This window comes from Stenotrophomonas sp. GD03680 (assembly GCF_029844625.1).
GTDB lineage: Bacteria > Pseudomonadota > Gammaproteobacteria > Xanthomonadales > Xanthomonadaceae > Stenotrophomonas > Stenotrophomonas maltophilia_P.
The window spans coordinates 1-22,592 of record NZ_JAOCKC010000007.1 but is presented as its reverse complement, the minus strand read 5'-3'; the positions used below and the strand labels follow the sequence as shown (position 1 = coordinate 22,592).

The 22,592-nt window shown below is 66.9% G+C and carries 18 protein-coding genes and 1 riboswitch; of the genes, 11 read left to right on the top strand and 7 right to left on the bottom strand.

Translation table 11 applies throughout. From position 1 onward, the window contains the following. Positions 1-17: 17 nt before the first annotated feature. On the top strand, positions 18-1,013 hold the full coding sequence (locus N5J29_RS10580; RefSeq protein WP_164151566.1) for an alpha/beta hydrolase: 996 nt from the start codon (positions 18-20) through the stop codon (positions 1,011-1,013). A gap of 97 nt (positions 1,014-1,110) precedes the next feature. On the opposite strand, the gene N5J29_RS10575 is transcribed toward N5J29_RS10580, so the two are convergent. The 3 genes from N5J29_RS10575 to N5J29_RS10565 are packed head-to-tail and all read right to left on the bottom strand — an operon-like array spanning position 1,111 to position 4,438. Continuing rightward, complete coding sequence (locus tag N5J29_RS10575) at positions 1,111-2,178, bottom strand: homoserine dehydrogenase (protein ID WP_164151564.1); 1,068 nt, start codon at positions 2,176-2,178, stop codon at positions 1,111-1,113. After that, the gene (locus tag N5J29_RS10570; protein ID WP_053519885.1) at positions 2,175-3,410 is read right to left on the bottom strand and encodes an O-succinylhomoserine (thiol)-lyase; all 1,236 of its coding nucleotides are present in this window, start codon (positions 3,408-3,410) and stop codon (positions 2,175-2,177) included. The genes N5J29_RS10575 and N5J29_RS10570 overlap by 4 nt, the downstream gene beginning before the upstream one ends. Further along, entirely contained in the window at positions 3,407-4,438 is a 1,032-nt protein-coding gene (locus tag N5J29_RS10565; protein WP_053519886.1) for a homoserine O-succinyltransferase, read from the bottom strand. Before N5J29_RS10565 ends, N5J29_RS10570 begins: the two co-directional genes overlap by 4 nt. A gap of 77 nt (positions 4,439-4,515) precedes the next feature. Further along, positions 4,516-4,634, bottom strand: a riboswitch (SAM riboswitch). Positions 4,635-4,769: 135 nt separating this feature from the next. Here N5J29_RS10565 and N5J29_RS10560 point away from each other — a divergent pair. The 4 genes from N5J29_RS10560 (at position 4,770) to N5J29_RS10545 (ending at position 10,173) form a co-directional block, all read left to right on the top strand. Further along, on the top strand, positions 4,770-5,654 hold the full coding sequence (locus tag N5J29_RS10560; protein ID WP_164151562.1) for a M23 family metallopeptidase: 885 nt from the start codon (positions 4,770-4,772) through the stop codon (positions 5,652-5,654). A gap of 66 nt (positions 5,655-5,720) precedes the next feature. Then, positions 5,721-7,325: a peptide chain release factor 3 gene (locus N5J29_RS10555; protein ID WP_164151560.1), complete on the top strand. Its 1,605-nt coding sequence runs from the start codon at positions 5,721-5,723 to the stop codon at positions 7,323-7,325. 150 nt (positions 7,326-7,475) lie between these two features. Continuing rightward, positions 7,476-8,114 carry a hemolysin III family protein gene (locus N5J29_RS10550; protein WP_053519889.1) on the top strand — a complete coding sequence of 213 codons (639 nt, stop codon included), beginning with the start codon at positions 7,476-7,478 and terminating at the stop codon, positions 8,112-8,114. An 85-nt stretch (positions 8,115-8,199) separates the two neighbouring features. Beyond that, positions 8,200-10,173 carry an AsmA family protein gene (locus N5J29_RS10545; RefSeq protein WP_164151558.1) on the top strand — a complete coding sequence of 658 codons (1,974 nt, stop codon included), beginning with the start codon at positions 8,200-8,202 and terminating at the stop codon, positions 10,171-10,173. A gap of 294 nt (positions 10,174-10,467) precedes the next feature. On the opposite strand, the gene N5J29_RS10540 is transcribed toward N5J29_RS10545, so the two are convergent. From N5J29_RS10540 to mtgA, 3 genes are read right to left on the bottom strand one after another with little or no spacing between them, the layout of a single operon-like run. Beyond that, complete coding sequence (locus N5J29_RS10540) at positions 10,468-10,899, bottom strand: CBS domain-containing protein (RefSeq protein WP_164151556.1); 432 nt, start codon at positions 10,897-10,899, stop codon at positions 10,468-10,470. Next, the gene (locus tag N5J29_RS10535) at positions 10,859-11,878 is read right to left on the bottom strand and encodes a glycosyltransferase family 2 protein (RefSeq protein ID WP_053520200.1); all 1,020 of its coding nucleotides are present in this window, start codon (positions 11,876-11,878) and stop codon (positions 10,859-10,861) included. The genes N5J29_RS10540 and N5J29_RS10535 overlap by 41 nt, the downstream gene beginning before the upstream one ends. 45 nt (positions 11,879-11,923) lie before the next feature. Then, the gene (gene mtgA, locus N5J29_RS10530; RefSeq protein WP_164151554.1) at positions 11,924-12,673 is read right to left on the bottom strand and encodes a monofunctional biosynthetic peptidoglycan transglycosylase; all 750 of its coding nucleotides are present in this window, start codon (positions 12,671-12,673) and stop codon (positions 11,924-11,926) included. 77 nt (positions 12,674-12,750) lie between these two features. Here mtgA and N5J29_RS10525 point away from each other — a divergent pair, with 77 nt between their 5' ends. The 3 genes from N5J29_RS10525 to N5J29_RS10515 all read left to right on the top strand — a co-directional run bounded on the left by N5J29_RS10525 (position 12,751) and on the right by N5J29_RS10515 (position 17,740). Next, a complete protein-coding gene (locus tag N5J29_RS10525; RefSeq protein ID WP_164151552.1) occupies positions 12,751-13,644 on the top strand; it encodes an Hsp33 family molecular chaperone HslO in 894 nt (297 codons plus the stop codon). A gap of 117 nt (positions 13,645-13,761) precedes the next feature. Beyond that, positions 13,762-14,610: a hypothetical protein gene (locus N5J29_RS10520; protein ID WP_053520197.1), complete on the top strand. Its 849-nt coding sequence runs from the start codon at positions 13,762-13,764 to the stop codon at positions 14,608-14,610. A gap of 385 nt (positions 14,611-14,995) precedes the next feature. Next, positions 14,996-17,740, top strand: coding sequence for a TonB-dependent receptor (locus N5J29_RS10515; RefSeq protein WP_065174797.1), 2,745 nt, complete (start codon positions 14,996-14,998; stop codon positions 17,738-17,740). A 139-nt stretch (positions 17,741-17,879) separates the two neighbouring features. Here the strand turns inward: N5J29_RS10515 and N5J29_RS10510 are convergent, their stop codons facing one another. Beyond that, a complete protein-coding gene (locus tag N5J29_RS10510) occupies positions 17,880-18,482 on the bottom strand; it encodes a TetR/AcrR family transcriptional regulator (RefSeq protein WP_053520195.1) in 603 nt (200 codons plus the stop codon). A gap of 141 nt (positions 18,483-18,623) precedes the next feature. On the opposite strand from N5J29_RS10510, the gene N5J29_RS10505 reads away from it, so the two are divergent. The 3 genes from N5J29_RS10505 (at position 18,624) to N5J29_RS10495 (ending at position 22,557) form a co-directional block, all read left to right on the top strand. Then, positions 18,624-19,541, top strand: coding sequence for an alpha/beta hydrolase (locus tag N5J29_RS10505; protein WP_065174796.1), 918 nt, complete (start codon positions 18,624-18,626; stop codon positions 19,539-19,541). Then, the gene (locus tag N5J29_RS10500; RefSeq protein ID WP_065174795.1) at positions 19,538-22,015 is read left to right on the top strand and encodes an acyl-CoA dehydrogenase; all 2,478 of its coding nucleotides are present in this window, start codon (positions 19,538-19,540) and stop codon (positions 22,013-22,015) included. Before N5J29_RS10505 ends, N5J29_RS10500 begins: the two co-directional genes overlap by 4 nt. Positions 22,016-22,089: 74 nt before the next feature. Continuing rightward, positions 22,090-22,557 (top strand): hotdog fold domain-containing protein, encoded by a 468-nt coding sequence (locus tag N5J29_RS10495; protein WP_065182618.1) that lies wholly within the window; start codon positions 22,090-22,092, stop codon positions 22,555-22,557. Positions 22,558-22,592: the final 35 nt, after the last annotated feature.

Sequence of the window (22,592 nt, the reverse complement as noted above, 5' to 3'; positions counted from 1 at the left end):
CTGTCACGGAATGTCCCATGCGCGTGATCGCCGCCCTGCTGCTGGCCTCCCTGCCCCTCACCGCCGCTGCCGCACCGGCCTATGGGCCACGGCTGGAGGGCTTCGATTACGGCCATCCGGTACAGACCTTCACCCTGGAATCGCAGCAGCAACCGCTGCAGATGGCCTATCTGGATATCGCGCCGACGACCGCGCCGATCGGCGTGGTGGTGCTCCTGCATGGCAAGAATTTCTGCGCGGCGACCTGGAAGGAAACCATCCCTCCCCTGCTCGCCGCCGGTTACCGCGTGATCGCACCTGACCAGGTCGGCTTCTGCAAATCCAGCAAGCCCGAGCGCTACCAGTATTCATTCGGCCAGCTCGCCGCCAACACCCATGCACTGCTGCAGCAGCTGCAGCTCGGCGGCCTGCCCGTGCACCTGGTCGGCCATTCGATGGGGGGCATGCTGGCGGTGCGCTATGCACTGACCTATACGCAGGACCTGCGCAGCCTGTCGCTGGTCAATCCGATCGGCCTGGAGGACTGGAAGGCGCTGGGCGTGCCGTGGCGGAGCGTCGATGCCTGGTATGCCGGCGAGCTGAAAACCAGTTACGAGAGCATCCGCCGCTACCAGATGGACGTGTACTACGACGGCACCTGGAAGCCTGCCTATGAAACCTGGGCACGCATGCAAGCGGGCATGTACGAGGGCGACGGCAGGCAGGCGGTGGCCTGGAGCCAGGCACTTGCCTCGGACATGGTGTTCAACCAGCCGGTGGTATACGAGCTGAAGAATCTGAAGGTGCCGACCGCGCTGTTCATCGGCCAGAAGGACCGCACCGCGATCGGTCGTGACCTGGCACCGGCAGAAGTGAAGGCACGGTTGGGCAACTATCCGGCGCTGGGCAAATCGGCCGCTGCGGCGATTGCCGGCGCGACGCTGGTCGAATTCGCCGAACTGGGCCATTCGCCGCAGGTACAGGACCCCAGGCAGTTCAATGCCGCGCTGCTGAAGGTGTTGAAAGGGCGCTGAAACTGCGTATCCGCCGGGCATGGCCCGGCACTACCGGGACGGACACGACATTGCAGGTAGCGCCGGGCCATGCCCGGCGGGCGCAGCGGGACCCTGCTCATCCCACGATGCGCAGTACGTCATCCAGCAGTGCGGCAGCAGTGACTTCCGCGCCCGCTCCCGGTCCCTGGATCAGCAACGGCTGGGTGCGATAGCGGTCGCTGTGGATCGCGACGCGGTTGTCGGTGCCCGCCCCCTGCGCCAGTGGATGATCGGCCGGCAGTTCACGCAGCCCCACCTGTGCGCCGTCAGCGTCGACCCGGCCGACGAAGCGCAGAACACGGCCGCTGTCCGTCGCCTGCTGCCAGCGCGCCTGCAGCGGTGCGTCCAGCTGCTCCAGTTCGGCCAATGCGTCGTCCAGCGGCAGCGCAGCCAACGCCGAAGGCACCAGTGAATCCACGTGCACCTGTGCGGCATCCAGCGCCAGTCCGCTGCTGCGCGCCAGAATCAGCAGCTTGCGCCGCACATCCTCGCCGGACAGATCCAGGCGCGGATCCGGTTCGGTGTAACCCGCGGCCAGCGCCTCGCGCACTGCAGCCGAGAACGGCGAACGGCCGTCATAGCGATGGAACAACCAGGCCAGGGAACCGGACAACACCCCCTCGATCGCGTGGATGTGATCCCCCCCGGCCACCAGCGCGCGCAGGCTGCTCAACAGCGGCAGTCCCGCCCCCACGGTGGCACTGTCGCCGTACCGGGCGCCGCTGTCGGCGCAGCTCTCGGCGATGGCGTTCGCGCGTGACAGCTGCCCGCCCCGGCCCAGCTTGTTGGCCGTCACTACATGCACCCCGCGCGCCAGCCACTGCGCATGGCGGGCGGCCACGTCTTCGCTGGCGGTGGCATCAACCACCACATCGCCACGCTCCAGCCCTTCGGCACCGGCCCACGGTGGCACGCTCTGGCCGCCACGCGGTGCGCGCCGCGCCAGTTCGAGCGGCAGGGCCAGATCGCGGTCAATGGCCAGCGCAGTACGCGAGTTGGCCAGCCACTGCACGCTGGGCAGTTCCAGACCGCGCGCCTGCAGGGCCTGGTAGCGCTGCACGAACGCAGAGCCCACCGTCCCGGTGCCCAGCAGTGCCAGGCGACCGCCGCCCAGCGCCGGAATCTCGGCAGCCAGCGCGCTCATGCGTCCACTACCTGTTTGCGACGTGCGGCAGCGTCGATCACCGCTTCGGCGCGGGCCAGCGCCGCACCCAGATCGGCCAGCAGGTCGCGCTCGGCCTCGATGCCGACCGACAGGCGCAGCAGCCCTTCGCTGATGCCAGCTGCAGCACGCGCCTCAACGCTCATCGCTGCGTGGGTCATGGTCGCCGGATGCGCGACCAGGCTTTCCACGCCGCCCAGCGATTCGGCCAGGGTGAAGCAGCGCAGTCCATCGACAAACGCGCGCACGGCAGCGTGCGGATCCTCGCCGGCGCAGTCGGCCAGCTCGAACGACAGCATCGCGCCGAAGCCGCTCTGCTGGCGTGCGGCGATGGCATGACCGGGATGGTCGGCCAGGCCGGGGTAATACACCCGGGCCACGGCGGGGTGCGCGTCCAGCAGCGCGACGATCGAGGCCGTGTTCTCCTGGTGCACACGCAGGCGTGCATCCAGCGTGCGCAGGCCGCGCAGGGTCAGGAAAGCATCGAAGGGAGAGCCGGTCAGCCCGAGTGCGTTGCCCCACCACACCAGCTGTTCGTGCAGCGCGGGATCACGTGCGATCACCGCACCGCCGACGACATCGCTGTGGCCGTTGATGTACTTGGTGGTCGAATGCAGCACCAGATCGGCACCGAAGGAGAGCGGCTGCTGCAGCGCCGGCGACAGGAACGTATTGTCGACCGCCACCAGCGCCCCGGCCTTGTGCGCCGCCTCGATGACGAAGCGCAGGTCGGTGATGCGCAGCAGCGGGTTGGACGGGGTTTCCACCAGCACCAGCCGTGGCTGGGTGGCCAGGGCCTGCGCCAGCGTGCGCGGGTCGGTGAGGTCGGCGGTGACCAGTTCGAAATGCCCCTTCTTCGCCAACGCGTTGAACAGGCGCCAGCTGCCGCCGTAGGCATCGTGCGGTACCACCAGCGTGTCGCCCGGCTGCAGCAGGGCATTCAGCACCAGGTTGATGGCGCCCATGCCGGTAGCGGTGACCACGCCACCGGCTCCGCCTTCCAGTTCGGCCAGTGCTTCGCCCAGCAGGTCGCGCGTCGGGTTGCCACTGCGCGTGTAGTCGTACTGGCGCTTGTTGCCGAAGCCTTCGAAGCTGAAGTTCGACGACAGCACGATCGGTGGAGTGACCGCGCCATGGGCGGTGTCACGATCGATGCCGGCGCGGACGGCGGCAGTGGTGCGACAACAGGACGGCTCGGCGGCGTGCAGGCTCATGCGGACTCTCCAGAAGTGCGGAAGGCGGTAGCGAGGATCGCGTCGATGCGATCGGTTTCTTTGAGGAAGGCGTCGTGGCCGTATGGGGAGCGCAGCACGCGCAGGCTGCCGCGCGGACCCAGCCCCTCGACCAGGCCGACCAGGTCGGCCAACGGCACCAGCCGATCGCCTTCCACGGCCACCACCACGGTTGGCGGCAGGATGGCGGTGGGATCCACGCGATGCAGGTCGATCGATTCGGACAGGCGCAGGTAGGCGGTCACCGGGGTGCGCGCGACGTACTGCGCGCCCGCCGCGTCGAGGTAGTCCTCGGCGGCCACGCGGACGCGGCCGTTGACCACCTCGGGCGGAGCGTCGAAGCGCTCGCCGAACTCTTCCGGCGTGCGGTAGCTGAGCATCGCGAACTGCCTGGCCAGTGCCAGGCCATGGTCTTCACCGCATTGCAGCTGTCCCAGGGCGACCGCCCGGCGCTGCAACGCACGCCACGCCGCGGCATAGGGGTGCGGACGGTGCGCACCACTGGCCAGCACCAGCTGGCGCACGCGGGCGCGATGGCGGACAGCGAACTGCTGCCCGACCAGGGCGCCATAGGAGTAGCCGACAAACGCCTTCAGTGTGCGGATGCCCAGGTGATCCAGCAGCAGGGCCAGCGCGTCGGCCTGGTCGGCCGTGTCGATCGGCACGTCCAGCGCGCCATCCGCACCGATGAAGTCGAACGCCAGAACGCGCAGCTGCTGCGGATCGAGCGTGCGGCCACTGCCGACCAGTTCCTCGGCCCAGCCCTTCTCGGCGAACTGCGCGTTGGACGCCACATGGCGATGGGCGGAGATGCCGCCAGCCAGTACCACCACCGGTGCATCGACCGGTCCCACCCATTCGTAGCGAACGCGTACCGGGCACGCGCCGGCGTGGCGCATCGACAGCACCGCGGCGAACTCGCCGCGCTCGGCGTGCACGCGGTCTTCGACCGGCACGCTGACGGGGACAAAGGGTTCGGGGCGAAGCGTGGTGCTGGGGGCGAAGCTCATGGCGGGATCCGTTAGGGGAATCGGCCATCGAGCCTTCGCGGGGCTCGCGTTCGAGATGCACCTGCGGTGCATGGTTCGAACCATCTTCCGGTGGACGCCACGGTCCCCGCAGGATTTGGCACCTACGCCGGCGCTTGCGCGCCTGCGGGCTGCCCCGGCTTCAAAGGGCCTGTCCCTCTGCCGGTCTCGATGGTGGAGCCACGATGCCATCGCTTTCCGCGCATGTCAATCCCTTCATGCGGATAAAGCGATGAATACCCGGAGCGATCGCTGCGGCCCACCTTTTGCGGATCAGGTACAGTCGCGGCGGTCCCCCTGTCCGGAACGCCCGATGCCGCGCCTGCCCTTGTCCTGCCTGCTGCTGCCGCTGCTGGTCAGCACCACCGCCGGAGCGGCCGACTGGCGGCAGGGCTGGGGCCTGGTGCCCTCACCGGCCCCCGCCCCCGGCACGCAGGGCATCGGCCAGGCGGCCCCCATGGCGCAACTGCGGCTGCAGCAGGTGGGCGAATACTGGCAGGCCCGGATCGACAACACCCTGGCCGGCCCATTACAGGTTGAACTGCGCGCTGGACCCGGGCGCCCCATCGAGGGCCTGCCGGTACGGTCGCTGGTGCAGGGCGACAGCAGCTTCGTGGTCGGTCACCTGCCCCCGCCCGTGGGCGGCAGCACGCTCGACGTACGCCTGCAGTCGGTACCGGGCCGTCCCGACGCCCGCGCCGAAGACGTGGCCTACCGCCTGCCGTTCGACGCCGCACGCCTGCGCGTGGACCAGGCGCCGCAGGGCCGGTTCAGCCACGATGACGAGGAGAACCGCGACGCCGTGGACTTCGCCCTGCCCGAGGCGACGCTGGTGCTGGCCGCGCGCGAGGGAACCGTGATGCAGATCCAGGACGGCTTCCGCGGCAACGGCCAGGACCGCGAGCGCGACGGCGGCAGGGCGAATTTCATCCGTGTCCTGCACAGCGACGGCAGCATGGCGCTGTACGGCCATCTGCAGGCAGGCGGCATGCGCGTGCGTCGTGGCCAGGCCGTGCAGGCCGGACAGCCGATCGGCCTGTCCGGCAACAGCGGCTACAGCAGCGCCCCGCACCTGCATTTCGTGGTGCAGGTCAACCGCGGCATGGCGCTGCGCTCGGTACCCGTGCGCATCTTCGCCTCCCAGGGACAGCTGCAGTTCGCCCGCCAGGGTGATGCCGAGGGCGCGGCCGGGCGCTGACCGGCCGCGGCCGGTATAATCAGGCGCTTATCTCTTTGAAAAGCGCCCCGGGCGGGCGCCACTGCCATGTCCGAAGTCGCCACCGAAGCGTCGCGTCGCCGCACCTTCGCCATCATCTCCCATCCTGACGCCGGCAAGACCACGCTGACCGAAAAGCTGCTGCTGTTCGGAGGCGCGATCCAGATGGCCGGTTCGGTCAAGGGCCGCAAGGCGGCCCGCCATGCCACCTCCGACTGGATGGCGCTGGAGAAGGAACGCGGCATCTCCGTCACCTCCTCGGTGATGCAGTTCCCGTACGAAGGCAAGATCGTCAACCTGCTCGACACCCCCGGCCACGCCGACTTCGGCGAGGACACCTACCGCGTGCTGACCGCGGTGGACTCGGCACTGATGGTGATCGACGTGGCCAAGGGCGTGGAAGAGCGCACCATCAAGCTGATGGAAGTGTGCCGCCTGCGCGACACCCCGATCATGACCTTCATCAACAAGCTGGACCGCGAGGGCAAGGATCCGATCGAACTGCTGGATGAAGTGGAAACCGTGCTGGGCATCCAGTGCGCGCCCGTCACCTGGCCGATCGGCATGGGCCAGCGCCTGAAGGGCGTGGTCCACCTGCTGACCGGCGAGGTGCACCTGTACGAACCGGGTCGCAACTTCACCCGCCAGGATTCGACCATCTTCCCGTCGATCGACGCTCCCGGCCTGGCCGAGAAGATCGGCGCACAGATGCTGGCCGACCTGCGCGATGAACTGGAGCTGGTGCAGGGCGCCAGCCATCCGTTCGACCTGCAGGCCTATCGCGAGGGCAAGCAGACGCCGGTGTTCTTCGGTTCGGGCGTGAACAACTTCGGCGTGCAGCCCCTGCTGGACTTCTTCGTCGAGCACGCGCCATCGCCGCAGGCACGCGCCACCACCGGCCGCGAGATCGCCCCGGAAGAGAGCAAGCTGACCGGCTTCGTGTTCAAGATCCAGGCCAACATGGACCCGCAGCACCGCGACCGCGTCGCCTTCATGCGGGTGTGCTCGGGCCGCTTCAGCGCGGGCATGAAGACCTTCCACGTGCGCACCGGCAAGGAGATGAAGCTGGCCAACGCCCTGACCTTCATGGCCAGCGACCGTGAAATCGCAGCCGAGGCCTGGCCGGGCGATGTGATCGGCATCCACAACCACGGCACCATTTCCATCGGCGATACCTTCACCGAAGGCGAGGCCGTCACCTTCACCGGCATCCCCAACTTCGCCCCGGAGCTGTTCCGCCGTGCGCGCCTGCGCGATCCGCTCAAGCTCAAGCAGCTGCAGAAGGGCCTGGCCCAGCTCTCCGAAGAGGGCGCGACCCAGTTCTTCCGGCCGCTGACCAGCAACGATCTGATCCTGGGTGCGGTGGGCGTGCTGCAGTTCGACGTGGCCGCTTACCGCCTGAAGGACGAGTACGGCGTGGAAGCCACCTTCGAGCCGGTCAGCGTCACCACGGCGCGCTGGATCCACTGCAGCAACGAGAAGAAGCTGGAAGAGTTCCGCGAGAAGAACGCACTGAACCTGGCGCTGGACGCCGCCGGCCATCTGGTCTATCTCGCGCCGACCCGGGTCAACCTGCAGCTGGCACAGGAGCGCGCGCCCGACGTGCGCTTTGCCGCCACCCGCGAGGCCGCGCACACCGTGTCGGTGGCCTGAGCCTGGGGTCGGATCCCTTTCCGCAGGAAAGGGCTCTGACCCCAGCACCCAGGGATTCATTGACCATACGGTAACCGGCGTGCATGCGCCCGCCATCGCGGCGATGATAGGGGGGCGCGGGTCCCCCTCCCCGCGAATGATGCCTACGCCATGTCCTCGACTTCCGTTGCTTCGATCCGCGAAGAAATCGCCAGTGCGCTGACCCACGGTCTCGGCGCCGTACTGGCGCTCGGTGCGGGTGCCGTGCTGATCACCCTGGCCGCCATCTACGGCGATGGCTGGCAACTGGCAGGTGCGATCGTGTTCGGCATCGCGCTGCTGCTGCTGTACACCGCCTCCACCCTCTACCACGCCATCCAGCATCCGGTTGCCAAGGGCAGGCTGAAGGTCTTCGACCACTGCGCGATCTATGTACTGATCGCCGGTACCTATACGCCGTTCACGCTGATCGGCCTGCGTGGCCCGTGGGGCTGGGGTCTGTTCGCCGCGATCTGGACGCTGGCCCTGGCCGGCGTGGTGTTCAAGCTGTTCTATACCGGCCGCTTCAAGCGCCTGTCCACCGCCATCTACGTGGCCATGGGCTGGCTGGTGATCGTCGCGGTCAAGCCCATGCTGGCCTCCATCGATGGCTGGACGCTGGGCTGGCTGCTGGCCGGAGGTATCTCCTACACGCTGGGAACCTACTTCTATCACCGCGAATCGATCCCCTATTCGCATGCGATCTGGCACCTGTTCGTGATCGGCGGCAGTGTCTGCCACTTCGTCGCGGTGACCATGCAGGTGCTGTAGATATCCGTGCCACACGCGTTCCTGTGCACACCGCGCACATGAACGCTTCGCGCTGCGTCCACCCGCGCAGGGCAACCATGGCAGCGTGAATGCGACTGCCTCCCCTGCTCCGCCGCGTCCGTCGCGCTGGCGCTTCCGCCGCCCTGGCCCGCGAGGCCAGCGCTGGCTGGCGGTGCTGGTGTTCCTGCTGGCGGCCATGCTGGTATTGATCGCGCTCTGGGACTGGAACTGGTTCAAGGGGCCGGTCGAGCGGGCGGTACAGGCGCGGACCGGCCGCGTGCTGCAGATCGGCCACCTGGATGTCGACCTCGGCCGTACCAGCACGATCCGCGCCGACACCGTCACGTTCGCCAATGCGTCATGGGCGAAGCAGCCGAACATGGCCAGTGCCGACCGGGTCGAAATCGACCTGCGGGTGTGGCCCCTGCTGCGGGGCAGCGTGCAGCTCCCCGAGATCCGCCTGACCCGTCCCGACGTGCTGCTGGAAACCGCCCCACGCAAGGGCGAGCCGGGCAACTGGGATTTCCTGGGTGACAGCCGCGGCGGCGCCACGCCCCAGCTCAAGCGGCTGCGTATCGATGACGGCCGCCTGCAGTTCATCGACGCGGCGGGTCGCACCGACATCCATGTCAATGTGCGTAGTGGCCGGCCCAGGCAGGCGGATGCCGCGCCGCCCCTGCTGGTGCAGGGCAAGGGTCGTTGGCAGGGCAATCCTTTCACCCTTCGCGGCGGCACCGAATCTCCGCTGGAACTGACCGACAGCGATCATCCCTTCCGCATCCATCTTGATGGGCGTGCAGGTGCCACCCATGCCGTCGCCCGTGGCACCCTGACCAATCCCTTCCAGCTGCAGGTGCTCGACCTCGCTTTCGCGCTCAGTGGCCAGGATCTGGCCGACCTGTATCCCCTGCTGGGCATCGCCATTCCGCCTTCGCCGCCCTATGCCCTGGAGGGGCGCCTGAAGCGCGACCATAACGTGTGGCGCTACGAGCAGTTCACCGGCAAGGTCGGCGACAGCGATCTCGGCGGCAATGTGAAGTTCGAAACAGGTGGTGCGCGCCCGCGCCTGACGGCCACGCTGGAGTCCCGCCGGCTGGACTTCGACGACCTGGCCGGCTTTGTCGGCGCCCCGCCCAGAACCGGTGGCGGCGAGACCGCCAACGCCGAGCAGAAGGCCGAGGCCGCACGCGTGGCGGCGCGTACCAGGGTGCTGCCGGACACGCCGTACAATCTCGGCAAGCTGCGCGCGATGGATGCCGATGTGCGCTGGAAGGCACATCGCATCAACGCACCATCGCTGCCGCTTGACGATATGGATGCGCATCTGCTGCTGGACGATGGCGTGCTGCGGCTGGACCCGCTGAACTTCGGTGTGGCCGGTGGTGACATCCGCAGCACGATCCGCATGGATGCGCGGCAGCCGCAGATCGCCACCGCGCTCAAGGCCAGCGTGCGCGGCGTGCAGCTGGGACAACTGTTCCCGGATGCGAAGCTGGCCGAGCAGGCCAAGGGCGGCATCGGTGGCGAAATCGACCTCAGCGGCCGCGGCAACTCGATCGCCGCCATGCTGGGCAGCAGCAATGGCGATGTGGGCCTGGCAATGGGACGTGGCCACGTCGGCAATCTGGTGATGGAACTGGCCGGGCTGGACATCACCGAGGCAGTCAAGTTCCTGGTGACCGGCGACAAGCAGATTCCGCTGCGCTGCGCCTTTGCCGACTTCGGCGTACGCGAGGGATTGATGACAAGCCGCACGTTCGCCGTCGATACCACCGACACGCTGATTCTCGGCGAAGGCACCGTCAGCCTGCGCGATGAATCGCTGGACCTGCTGCTGAAGCCACGGCCGAAGGACCGCAGCATCCTCGTGCTGCGCTCGCCGCTGCACATCGCCGGAACGTTCAAGGATCCTTCGTTCCGCCCGGACTTCAAGGCGCTCGGCGTCCGCGGTGCGGTCGCCCTGGCACTGGGAAGCATCGCGCCACCGGCCGCGCTACTGGCCACGATCGAACTGGGCCCCGGCAAGGACGCCGACTGCGGCGGGCAGTACGCGAAGTAGGCACGTTTGTTGGATCGCGAATTGAGGGGCGCGCGGAACGACAAAGTGTTGCCAACCCAGATTGGCCGCTACCCACCGCGCTCGCCGCAATGTATCCAGAAGCGGAGGGCATGGCCGTGCAGGACCGTTGGCGCCATGGATGGCGCCATCGAGCCCCCATGGATGGGTTTACGGCGTGTCCTGCACGGCCATGCCCTCCGCCTTCCGGCGCATCAGCAAGGCGCCGCTTTGGCTTCGGCTTCGGCTTCGGCTCCGAACAGCGGGCCGGCGGGCCGCAGGCCCGCCAGCGAAAACTCATCCCGCCACGATGTACTGCTGCAGCTGGTCCAGCTCGCGGCGCTGTGCATCGATCACCGACTTCACCAGATCGCCGATGGAAATCACGCCCAGCACCTGTCCCCCCTCCACCACCGGCAGATGGCGGATACGGTAATCGGTGACCAGCTGCAGGCAATGTTCGACCTGTTCGCCGGGCGCCACCGTCACCACCTTCGCAGTCATGATCTCGGCTACCGCCGTATCGCGTGAGGAACGATCGCGCAGCACGATCTTGCGGGCGTAATCACGTTCGGACAGGATGCCGAGCAGTCGCGGCCCTTCCATCACCAGCACCGCACCGATGCCCTTCTCGGCCATCAGCCGGATCGCATCGATCACCGCCGCGCCGGGCGCGACCGCATGCACTTCAGGGGACTTGCCGTCCAACAGTTGCCGTACCGACGTCATCTGCCTGCCCTCCCAGGGTGGGTTGCACGACGGAGTCTGCCACGGACGATGCTAGCCAGGCGTCAACCAGGTACAGGGGACGCTGCTTGGACTCCTCATACAGGCGCCCCAGGTACTCGCCGATCAGGCCCAGCGCGATCAGCTGCACGCCGCCCAGGAACAGGATCACCGCCATCATCGTCGGCCAGCCCGCCACGCGGTCGCCGTACATCGCGGCCTTCACGATCACCCAGACACCGAACACGAAGGCCACCGCCGCAGTGGCCAGGCCCAGATAGGTGGCCGCGCGCAGCGGCACGGTGGAAAAACCGGTGATGCCTTCCAGCGCGAAGTTCCACAGCCGCCACAGGCTGAACTTGCTGCTGCCGGCCACCCGCGGGTGGCGCTGGTACGGCACCGCCACCCGGCGGAAGCCAACCCAGCTGAAAAGCCCTTTCATGAAACGGTGACGCTCGCGCATTTCACGCAACGCGCTCAGCGCGCGTGGCGACAGCAGGCGGAAGTCGCCGGTATCGGCGGGAATCGGCGTGCGCGACAGGCGGCCGATCACCCGGTAGAACATCGCCGCGGTCGCACGCTTGACCCAGCTCTCGCCCGCGCGCGCCCGGCGCGTGCCATAGACGTTGTCATAACCCTCGCGCCACCGCGCCACGAACTGCGGCAGCAGCTCCGGTGGATCCTGGCCGTCGGCATCGAGAATCATCGCCGCACCCTCGCGGACGAGATCCAGCCCGGCGGTCAGCGCGGCCTCCTTGCCGAAATTGCGCGACAGCTTCAGCGCCGACACGCGTGGCTCGGACTGCGCCAGCGTGGCGATCACCTCCCAGGTTCCGTCCTGGCTGCCGTCGTCCACGTAAAGGATGTGGCCATCGATGTCCGGCATCGCATCCAGTACCGCGCACAGGCGCGGGTGCAGTACCGGCAGCGCCAGAGCTTCGTTGCAGGCGGCAATGACGACGGTGAGGCGTTCACGGATCATGCCCGGATTGTACGTCGCCAGTGCGGAGCGGCGCAGACGCCCGCCTCAGTCCTCGGCCACGTACGCAGCGCCGCCCAGCTGCCGGGCCTGGCGCTGGATCCACGCGGCGCGACGCTGTACGTAGGGACCGGGCGAGGCCGCGCTGTAGCGCCGCGGTGCCGGCAACACGGCCGCCAACCGTGCGCTCTCGGCCGGGCTGAGGCGCGCGGCGTCCTTGCCCCAGAAGGTCTTCGCCGCCGCCTGCGCACCGTACACGCCGTCACCGAACTCGGCGATGTTCGCGTACATCTCCAGGATCCGCTGCTTGGGCCACAACGTTTCGATCAGCACCGTGTACCAGACCTCCAGGCCCTTGCGGATCCAGCTGCGGCCCTGCCAGAGGAACAGGTTCTTGGCCACCTGCTGGCTGATGGTGCTGGCCCCGCGCAGCCGGCCGCCCCGCGCGTTGTGGTCACGCGCCTTCTCGATGGCCTGCAGATCGAACCCACTGTGTTCGGGGAAACGCTGGTCCTCGGCCGCCACCAGCGAAATCGGCAGGCTCGGCGCCATCTGGTCCAGATCCCGCCACTGGTAGTGCAGCCGGTAGGCCCAGTCGCCCGCACCCAGCGCCTCCCCGTAGCGCCACAGCATCACGCTGGAAATGGGCGGATCCACGAAGCGCAGCACCAGCACCTGCAGGCAGCTGAAGGCCACGAACAGCACCGGCAGCCACAACAGCCGCTTCCAGTGCCAACGCCGGCGGCGCGGAACGTCTCCGGCCACCTTCACCTTGTCCTGCTCTCCCCCTGCCCCCATTAGTGGTGCATCCTTCTTCTGCCTGGCTGTCGGCGCATTATCCGGCAACCACCCCTGTTTCCGCGCGATGTGAGCCGATGACCGCCCAACCTGATTCCCTGATCCGCTTCCTGCTTCCCGACGCGGGTGTCCGCGGCGTACACGTGCGCCTGCAGGCCACCTGGCAGGAAATCCTGTCCCATGCCCATTACCCGGATGCCGCAGCCGAGCTGCTCGGCGAAGCCTGCGTGGCCTCGGCGCTGTTCACCGGCCACACCAAGGTCGACGGCCGCCTGTCCATCCAGCTGCGCAGCAGCACCACGCTGCGCACGCTGTTCGCCGAATGCACCGCCGCCGGCACCCTGCGCGGCATCGCCCAGCTCAGCGAGGGCGCCGACGCGCCGCGCGACCTGTCCAGCCTGGGCGATGACGCCCTCCTCGCCATCACCATCGAGAACCCCGGGCTGGACCCGCGCGAACCGCAGCGCTACCAGAGCCTGGTCGGGCTCAGCGCCGCGGAACTGGACGAGGCCTTCGAGGACTACTTCCGGCAGTCCGAGCAGCTGCCGACGCGACTGCTGCTGGCCGCCGACCGCACGGGGGCCAGCGGCCTCCTGCTGCAGAAACTGCCCGGCGACGAGGGCGACGAAGACGGCTGGTCACGCGCCAGCGCCCTGTTCGAGACCCTGGGCAGGGCAGAGCTGCTGGCGACCTCCGCAGAGCAGCTGCTGCACCGCTTGTTCCATGAGGAGAAGCCGGAGCTGATGGGCAGCAAGCCACTGTCTTTTGCCTGCTCCTGCTCGCGCGAGCGGGTTGCCTCGATGCTGCAGTCGCTGGGCGAGGAAGAGGCGCGGGCGGCGGCCGAAGCCACCGGCGAGGTCGAAGTCCGCTGCGAATTCTGCGGACGGGAGTATCACTTCCCGTTGACGGAGTTCGGCATACTGTTCCACGGTGCCGAGGGGGCTGTTCCGGCACCTGAACGCCTTCAGTAAGCGGCGGGTCTTGCACCTGGGGAGGATCAAGGCTTGTTAAGAAATCATAAACACCCTAGGATCGAGTCCCCGCCCCTGCGGGAACTTCCGTTGTCTGTCCCTGTCTGAACTGGTCCGATGCGTACCTATCTGCGTCTACCGCTGGCCCTGCTGATCGCCCTTGGCGCGGTCGCGGGCGCGCATGCGCAGAGCAAGGACACCCGCACGGTGCTGCCGGTGTGGAACAAGGGCAGCGGCAAGGTCGAAGCCCTGCTCTACCTGGAACCCACCGGTGAGCAGGCCGCTGGCGCCCGCTGGCATTTCGGCCGCAATTCGCTGGATGCGGCCTTTGGCCTGTCGTCGGGCGACTCGCTGGGCCTGCTCTGCAGCAACAGCAGCAGTACCAGCATCAGCGGTCTGGCCAGCCACTGCATGCTGGCCAGCCTGGGCGACGACGATGACCTCAGCAGCCGCCGCTTCACCGGCACGGCTGCCCTGAACCGGGGCAGCGGCCGCCTGGGCATCACCGCCGGTACCGGTCGCGAAACACTGCCCGCCTGGCTGGCCGGCCCGAACAAGACGCCGTCCCTGCGTGCCGAGCAGAACGACCTGACCGTGTTCGCGCAGAAGAACATCGGCCGCGAAGGATTCGTGTCCATCGCCGGCACCTACGCCAAGGCACGCCTGGTTCCGCTGGCCGATGCCTCGCCGGCCCTGGTCGATCGCTGGGACAGCAAGAGCCTCAGCCTCGGCGCCGGTTACGGCAACTTCACCGGCAGCATCATCGGCCGCGTGGTCGACGTGCCCGGCCGCCCTGGCAAGTGGGAAGGTCTGGGCATCGGCCTGACCTGGCGGACGCCGTGGTCCGGCCAGCTCACCGTCGGCGCCGAGAACGTGATCAGCCGCGGCAAGAACCCCTTCTCTCCACGCAACGAGAGCAACGACGACGGCACCGTGCCGTATGTGCGTTACGAGCAGGATCTCTGACCGCTCACACCTCCCTCATGCAGTGACATCGCGGGCGCCGGAAGGCGCCCGTTGCGTTTGCGTGCACCGCCTTCCTTTTGCGCCCCCTCCGGCGCTGTCGCAATGTGTGCGTTTCTCGCCGCCGCGACATGTTTCGATACATATCAATGGAAACTTTTTTCATCATTTTTTTTTAACAAACGAGGCACCATGCCACAAACCCTACTGCAAGCCGTTGAAAAGTATTGACATTCCATGAATTTACACAAATCACAGCTTTGATTAACACAGCTTTAATTCTTTGCAGGCGCCCGCTACTATCGGCTCAGCCTCGCGATTTGGAAGCGCACTTTCGCTTCCCCGCCGGGCATAACCCCAGCCAAGATTTCTTGGAGAGAGAGAGCCAATGAATTTCCAGTCCAACAAGCTGCGTGACGCTGTTGTCGTCGCGCTGATCGCGGGTGCGGCCACGTCCGTAACCGCCCAGGCGCAGGAAGCGACCAACCTGGATCGCATTTCGGTGACCGGTTCGCGCATCAAGAGCACCGACATCGAAACCTCGCAGCCGGTCCTGAGCCTGACCCGCGCCGATATCGAAAAGCAGGGTGTGACCTCGGTTGCCGATATCCTGCAGCGCGTCGCCGCCAACGGTGCCGCACTGAACCGCACCTTCAACAACGGTGGTGACGGTTCGGCCGGCGTCAGCCTGCGCAACCTCGGCGCCGAGCGCACCCTGGTGCTGGTCAACGGCCGTCGCTGGACCACCGGTCTGGACGGCAGCGTCGACCTGAACACCATCCCGACCGCGATGATCGAGCGCATCGACGTCCTGAAGGACGGCGCTTCGACCATCTACGGTTCGGATGCCATCGCCGGCGTGGTGAACATCATCACCAAGCAGAACTTCGACGGCGCCGAGGCAAACTTCTACAAGGGCCAGTACAGCCAGGGCGACGGCGATCGTGAAGCCTATGACTTCACCATCGGCACCACCACCGACCGTGCGTCGCTGGTGCTGGGTGCGTCCTACGTGAACGAGAAGGAGGTCATGGCCGGCAATCGCAAGATCTCCGCTGGCGGCCCGCCGTTCTTCAGCGGCCAGAGCGGCACCGGCATCCCGGGCTCCTACGTCCGCAATGATCAGCGCTACGTCATCATCAATGGCGTGGAAACCCCGTTCGTCAGCAACGTGCACGGCTACAACACCGCGCCGGACAACTACCTGCTGACCCCGAACGAGCGCACCTCGCTGTTCGCTGTGGGTTCGTACAACATCACGGACAACATCTCCTTCCGCACCGAGGCGATGTACAACGAGCGCAAGTCCGAGCAGCTGCTGGCGGCCATGCCGGTGACGGGCATGACGCTCAGCGCGGACAGCATGTACAACCCGTACGGCCAGGACCTGACCGGCGTGAACCGTCGTTTCAATGAAACCGGCGGCCGTTCGTTCAACCAGAACGTCAAGAACTGGCACTTCTACGGTGGCTTTGAAGGCTTCTTCGAGTTCGCCGACCGCAACTTCGACTGGGATGTCGGCTACCGCTACGACAAGACCGACCAGAACGACCTGACCTACGGCCTGTTCAACATCCAGCGTCTGGATGAGGCGTATGGTCCGTCGGCGCTCCGCGATGGCCAGGCTGTCTGTCTGACCGCAGGCGGAGCCGTCATTCCGGGCTGCGCACCGATCAATCCGCTGGGTGGCGAAGGTTCGATCTCGCAGGCGGCACTCGACTACACCTCGTTCACCGCGCACGATTCGGCCAGCCTGGTGTCGAAGAGCTACTACGCCAACATCTCCGGTGAGATCGTGCAGCTGCCGGCCGGTGCGCTGGGCTTCGCTGCCGGTTATGAGAACCGCAGGGAAAGCGGCCAGTTCGACCCCGACGCCTTCATCGCAGCGGGCCTGAGCACCGGCAACGGCGCTGCGCCGACCAAGGGTGCTTACGACCTGGACGAGTTCTACCTGGAACTGTCGATCCCGGTCCTGGCCGATCTGCCGGGCGCCCAGCTGCTGGACTTCAGCGTGGCGACCCGTTACTCGGACTACAGCAACTTCGGTAACACCACCAACAACAAGTTCGGTTTCCGCTGGAAGCCGATCGAAGACCTGATGGTGCGTGGTAACTATTCCGAAGGCTTCCGCGCTCCGAGCATCAACAACCTGTACCGCGGCGACACCGATTCGTTCGAGACCTACGCCGACCCGTGTGCCCGGGCCAACAACCCGACCGGCGCAGTGCTGGCGCAGTGTATCGCCCAGGGCGTTCCGGCGAACTTCGTCCAGCCGAACACCGATGGCGAGTCTGGCCCGCTGCAGACCGTCGAGCCGTTCACCTGGAAGTCGAACCCGGATCTGAAGCCGGAAACCTCGACCAGCAAGACGCTGGGCCTGGTGTGGAGCCCGAGCTTCGTCTCCGGCCTGAACGTGACCCTGGACTGGTGGCAGATCAAGATCGAAGACGCCATCACCCGTCCGGCGATCGGCGACATCATGGATCGTTGCTACGGTGGTACCGCGCAGCAGCAGGCAGCCTACTGCGGTCTGATCACGCGTGACCCGAACTACGGCACCATCAACGAGCGCTACACCATCACCAACGTCGACATGCCGCTGATGAACCTGGCGTCGTACAAGGTGGAGGGCTGGGATCTGGGCGTGCTGTACAAGCTGCCGGAAACCTCGTTCGGCCAGTTCACCGTCAGCCTGGACGGCACCTACCTGAGCAAGTGGGAGACCAAGTCGACCGAAGATGCTCCGGTTGATGGCCGTCAGGGCCGCTATCTGGACCAGGATCCGTACTGGCGCGTCCGTTCCAACCTGTACGTCGACTGGTCCTACGGTGACTTCGGTGTCAACTACGGCCTGCGCTACAAGTCGGGCATGACCGAAGACTGCCTGCTGGGCGCATCCACCCGTGCCTACTGCTCGGATCCGGAAGGTCGCAAGAACCACATTGGTGCCACCACGTACCACGACATCCAGGTGCGCTACAACACCCCGTGGAAGGGCACCATCATGCTGGGCCTGAACAACGCGTGGGACAAGGATCCGCCGGTCTCGTACACGGTGTCCTACAACATGTTCGACCCGCAGTACGACCTGCCGGGCCGCTACATGTACATGCAGTACAAGCAGAAGTTCTGATCGGTTGATCGATCGATGACTGCAGCAACGGCCCCGCAAGGGGCCGTTGTTCTTTCTGCACTGCCGGCGCGTACCACCCTGCACCGGCAACAAAAAAGCCGCGATCAGGTCGCGGCTTTTTCGTGGGCAACGGAAACCGTCAGCCGTTCGGGATGAGCGTCTCGATCAGGTGTTCGACATAGGCCTCGAAATCCTCCCGCGCCTGCTTCGGCTGCTGCAGCTGCAACGACAGCTGCAGGAAGCCCACATAGGCCGCATAGGCCAGGCGCGCACGATGGCGTGCGTCGGTAGAGCTCAGGCCTGCCTGGCGGAACGAGGCGATCAGGTAATCGAGACGACGCTGCGAAACGCGGTCGATCACCGGCCGCACCATCGGATGGTCCAGCGCCTTCAGCAACTCGCTGTAGATGATGTGCGGCTGCACTTCGTGCGCCACCATCTGGAACAGCTGACGCAGGCGCGCGCGCGGATCCGGCACGTCTTCCAGGCTGCCGAACACCTGCTCCTGCTCGAACAGCTCCCACCGCTCCAGCGCCGCCTGCAGCAGGGCGTCGCGCGAGGGGAAATGCCAGTAGAAGCTGCCCTTGGTGACGCCGAGGCGCCGCGCCAGCGGTTCCACCGCGACGGCACCCACGCCTTGTTCAGCAATCAGATCGAGGGCCGCCTGGGCCCAGTCTTCGGCGCTCAGGCGGCTGTTGCGGCCGGCGCGCGGTTCGCCGGCAGAAGCGTCAGGTTGATTCATGGAGTGATTTAACCATACGGCGGGGTTCGTTGCAGTACGCGGATGCAGCCGAAGGGCTCCGCTGTGCAGACCAGCCACCTGACGCGCCGCACCATACCATGCAGTATTGACATACCCTGCAACCGATCCATACTAGCAAGTATGGTTACTTCCCCCACTCCCGTTGCGTTCCACGACCTGCGTCTGGAAGCCGCGCACGGCACACGGCTGGCCGCCACGGCCAGCGATCACGGCCGCCGCGGCCGGGTGCTGTTCGCCCACGGTTTCGGGCAGACCCGCCATGCCTGGAACGCCACGGCCCGCGCGCTGTCTGCTGCCGGCCTGCAGACACTGGCCTACGACGCCCGCGGTCACGGCGATTCGGACTGGAATGCCGCCGACCTGCCCTATCACGGCGAGCAGTTTGCCGACGACCTGATCGTGCTGGCCGGCGAACAGCCGCGCCCGCCGGTGCTGGTCGCCGCCTCGATGGGCGGCCTGTTCGGCCTGCTGGCCGAATCGCGCTGGCCGGGCCTGTTCTCGGCGATGGTGCTGGTGGACATCACCCCGCGCTGGGATACCGCGGGCGTGGAGCGCATCCTCGCCTTCATGACCGCCCATCCCGATGGCTTCGCCTCGCTGGCCCAGGCCGCCGACGTGATTTCCGCCTACATGCCGCACCGGCCTCGCAAATCCGAGCAGTCGCTGCGCGCGCTGCTGCGCGAGGATGGTCACGGCCGCTGGCGCTGGCACTGGGATCCGCGCCTGGTCGCCGAGCTGGCCCGCGACAGCGAGCAGCACCAGGATGCGCTGGCCGATGCCGCGCGGCAGGTGAAGTGCCCGATGCTGCTGGTCAGTGGGGGTCGCAGTGACCTGGTCACGCCGCAGACCGTGGCCGAATTCCTGGCGCTGGCCCCGCACGCGCGCCACGTGCAGTTGCCGCAGGCCACGCACATGGTCGCCGGCGACGACAACGACGCCTTTACCGCTACTGTGTTGGACTATCTGGACGTGTTGCCTGCGGTGGACGCCGCAGCTTCGTCCGTCACAAACGAGCACGTCACCGGAGCACGCTCATGAGCATCGTTCTTCCCTTCCTTGCCCTGCTGCTGGCAGGCGCATTCGCCGCCTACCACCGCATGCGGCTGGTCACCTGGACGCTGATCAGCGCCGCGCTGCTGGTCGCCTGCTGGTTCATCCCCTACGTCAACCAGACCGCCACGATCGTCGCCGCCGCCGTGCTGGCCGTGATCGCCGTACCGCTGCTGCTGCCGTTCATCCGCAAGCCGCTGCTGACCGGTCCGATGATGAAGGTGTTCCGCAAGGTACTGCCGCCGCTGTCGCAGACCGAGCGCATCGCACTGGAAACCGGCTCGGTCGGTTTTGAAGGCGAGCTGTTCACCGGCGATCCGGACTGGAACATCCTGCTCAACTATCCCAAGCCGCAGTTGACCGCCGAGGAGCAGGCCTTCCTCGACGGCCCGGTGGAAGAGCTGTGCCGGATGGTCAACGACTGGGAGATCACCCACGTCCACGCCGACCTGCCGCCCGAGCTGTGGGCCTTCATCAAGAAGAACAAATTCTTCGGCATGATCATCCCGAAGGAATACGGCGGCCTGGGCTTCTCTGCGCTGGCCCACCACAAGGTGATCCAGAAGCTGGCCTCGGTATCCTCGGTGGTCAGCTCGACCGTCGGCGTGCCGAACTCGCTGGGTCCGGGCGAACTGCTGGTGCATTACGGCACCCAGGAGCAGAAGGACCAGTACCTGCCGCGTCTGGCCGACGGTCGTGAAGTGCCCTGCTTCGGCCTGACCGGCCCGTTTGCCGGCTCCGATGCCACCTCGATTCCCGACTACGGCATCGTCTGCCGGGGCGAATGGAATGGCGAGCAGGTGCTGGGCGTCAGGCTGACGTTCGACAAGCGTTACATCACCCTGGCTCCGGTCGCATCGCTGATCGGTCTGGCCTTCCGCATGTACGACCCGGATGGCCTGATCGGCGAGACCCGCGACATCGGCATCACCCTGGGCCTGCTGCCGCGCGATACCGCCGGCGTCGAGATCGGCCGCCGCCACTTCCCGCTGAACTCGACCTTCCAGAACGGCCCGATTCGCGGCAAGGACGTGTTCATCCCGCTGACCCAGCTCATCGGCGGCGCTGCCATGGCCGGCAAGGGCTGGAACATGCTCAACGAATGCCTGGCCGTGGGTCGTTCGATCACGCTGCCGTCCACCGCCAGCGGTGGCGCCAAGGCCGGCGCTGCGGTGACCGGCGCCTACGCGCGCATCCGCAAGCAGTTCGGCCTGTCGGTCGGCCGCTTTGAAGGCGTGGAGGAAGCACTGGCCCGTATCGGCGGCAAGGCCTACAAGATCAGCGCGCTGTCGCAGGCCACGGCTGCCGCCGTCGACCGCGGCGACGTGCCATCGGTACCGTCGGCGATCGCCAAGTACCACTGCACCAGCATGAGCCGCGAGGTGATCTCGGACGTGATGGATGTCATCGGCGGCAAGGGCATCATCCTCGGCCCGCGCAACTTCGCCGGCCGCAGCTGGCAGGCTGCGCCGATCGCGATCACCGTGGAAGGCGCCAACATCATGACCCGCAGCCTGCTGATCTTCGGCCAGGGTGCGATTCTCTGCCACCCGTGGGTGCTGAAGGAGATGAAGGCTGCACAGGATCCGGATACCCGTGCCGGCCTGCAGGAATTCGACCGCAGCCTGTTCGGCCACATCCGCTACGGCATTTCCAACGCCGTGCGCTCGTTCTGGTTCGGCCTGACCGGCGCCCGCTTCGGTGCCGCCCCGGGCGATGCCTACACCCGCCGTTACTTCCGCAAGCTGGACCGCTATTCGGCCAATCTGGCGCTGATGGCCGACATCTCGATGATGACGCTCGGCGGCAAGCTGAAGTTCAAGGAATCGCTGTCCGGCCGCCTGGGCGATGTGCTGAGCCACATCTACATGACCAGCGCCATGCTCAAGCGCTACCACGATGAGGGCGCACCGCAGGCCGACCAGCCGCTGCTGGCGTGGGCCTTCCATGACAGCGTGCACAAGATCGAAGAATCGCTGTCGGCCGCCCTGCGCAACTTCCCGATCCGTCCGATCGGCTGGCTGATGTGGGCACTGATCTTCCCGCTGGGCCGCCGCGCCGAAGCACCGGGTGATCGCCTGAGCCGTCGCGTCGCCGCTCTGCTGATGGCGCCGAACGAAGCGCGCGACCGCCTGGCACAGGGTGTGTTCCTGACCCCGTGCGAGAACAACCCGGGCGGCCGCATCAACAGCTATCTGGCCAAGGCCATCATGGCCGAGCCGGTGGAGCGCAAGTTCCTGAAGGCGCTGAAGAGCAAGGGCATCGAGGCGCTGGACTTCCAGAGCCAGCTGGACGAAGCCGTGGCCGAAGGTGTGATCACCCAGGACGAGCGCACGCTGCTGGAAGAGCTGCGCACGCTGACCCTGGACACCATCACCGTGGACGACTTCGACACTCACGAACTGCGCGCGGCCAGCTACTACGACCGCCAGCACAAGGACCCGCACTCGCAGGCCGCCTGATCGCCCGCGACACGCGTTGCCTCGACGGCGGGCCTCGGCCCGCCGTCGCTTTATCCGCCCAACGGAATCCCACCATGTCCACGCCCCTGCTCTCGCTCTACAACCGCCTGCAGCGCTGGCCTGCCGGCACCTGGCTGTTCTCGCGCGCGGTGTGCTTCAAGGCGCCCTACTTCGCCAGCATCGCGCCGCGCATCACCCGCCTGGAAAACGGCCGCTGCGAAGGTACGCTGGCGGACCGACGCAGGGTGCGCAACCACATCGGCACGGTGCACGCGATCGCGATGTGCAATCTGGCCGAACTGACGGCCGGGCTGATGGTTGATGCATCACTGCCGAAGGGCATGCGCTGGATCCCCAAGGGCATGCAGGTGCAGTACCTGGCCAAGGCACGCGGCACGCTGCAGGCGGTGGCACTGCCGGCGCAGCCGATCGTGGTCGCGGCCCAGGGCTATGCGCTGCCGGTGACGGTGAGCGTGCGCGACCGTGCAGGGACCGAAGTGTTCAGCGCGGTCATCGACATGTGGATGTCGCCGGCCAAGTGAGGTTCCGGCCAACGGCGCAGCCCCTCGTGGGTTGG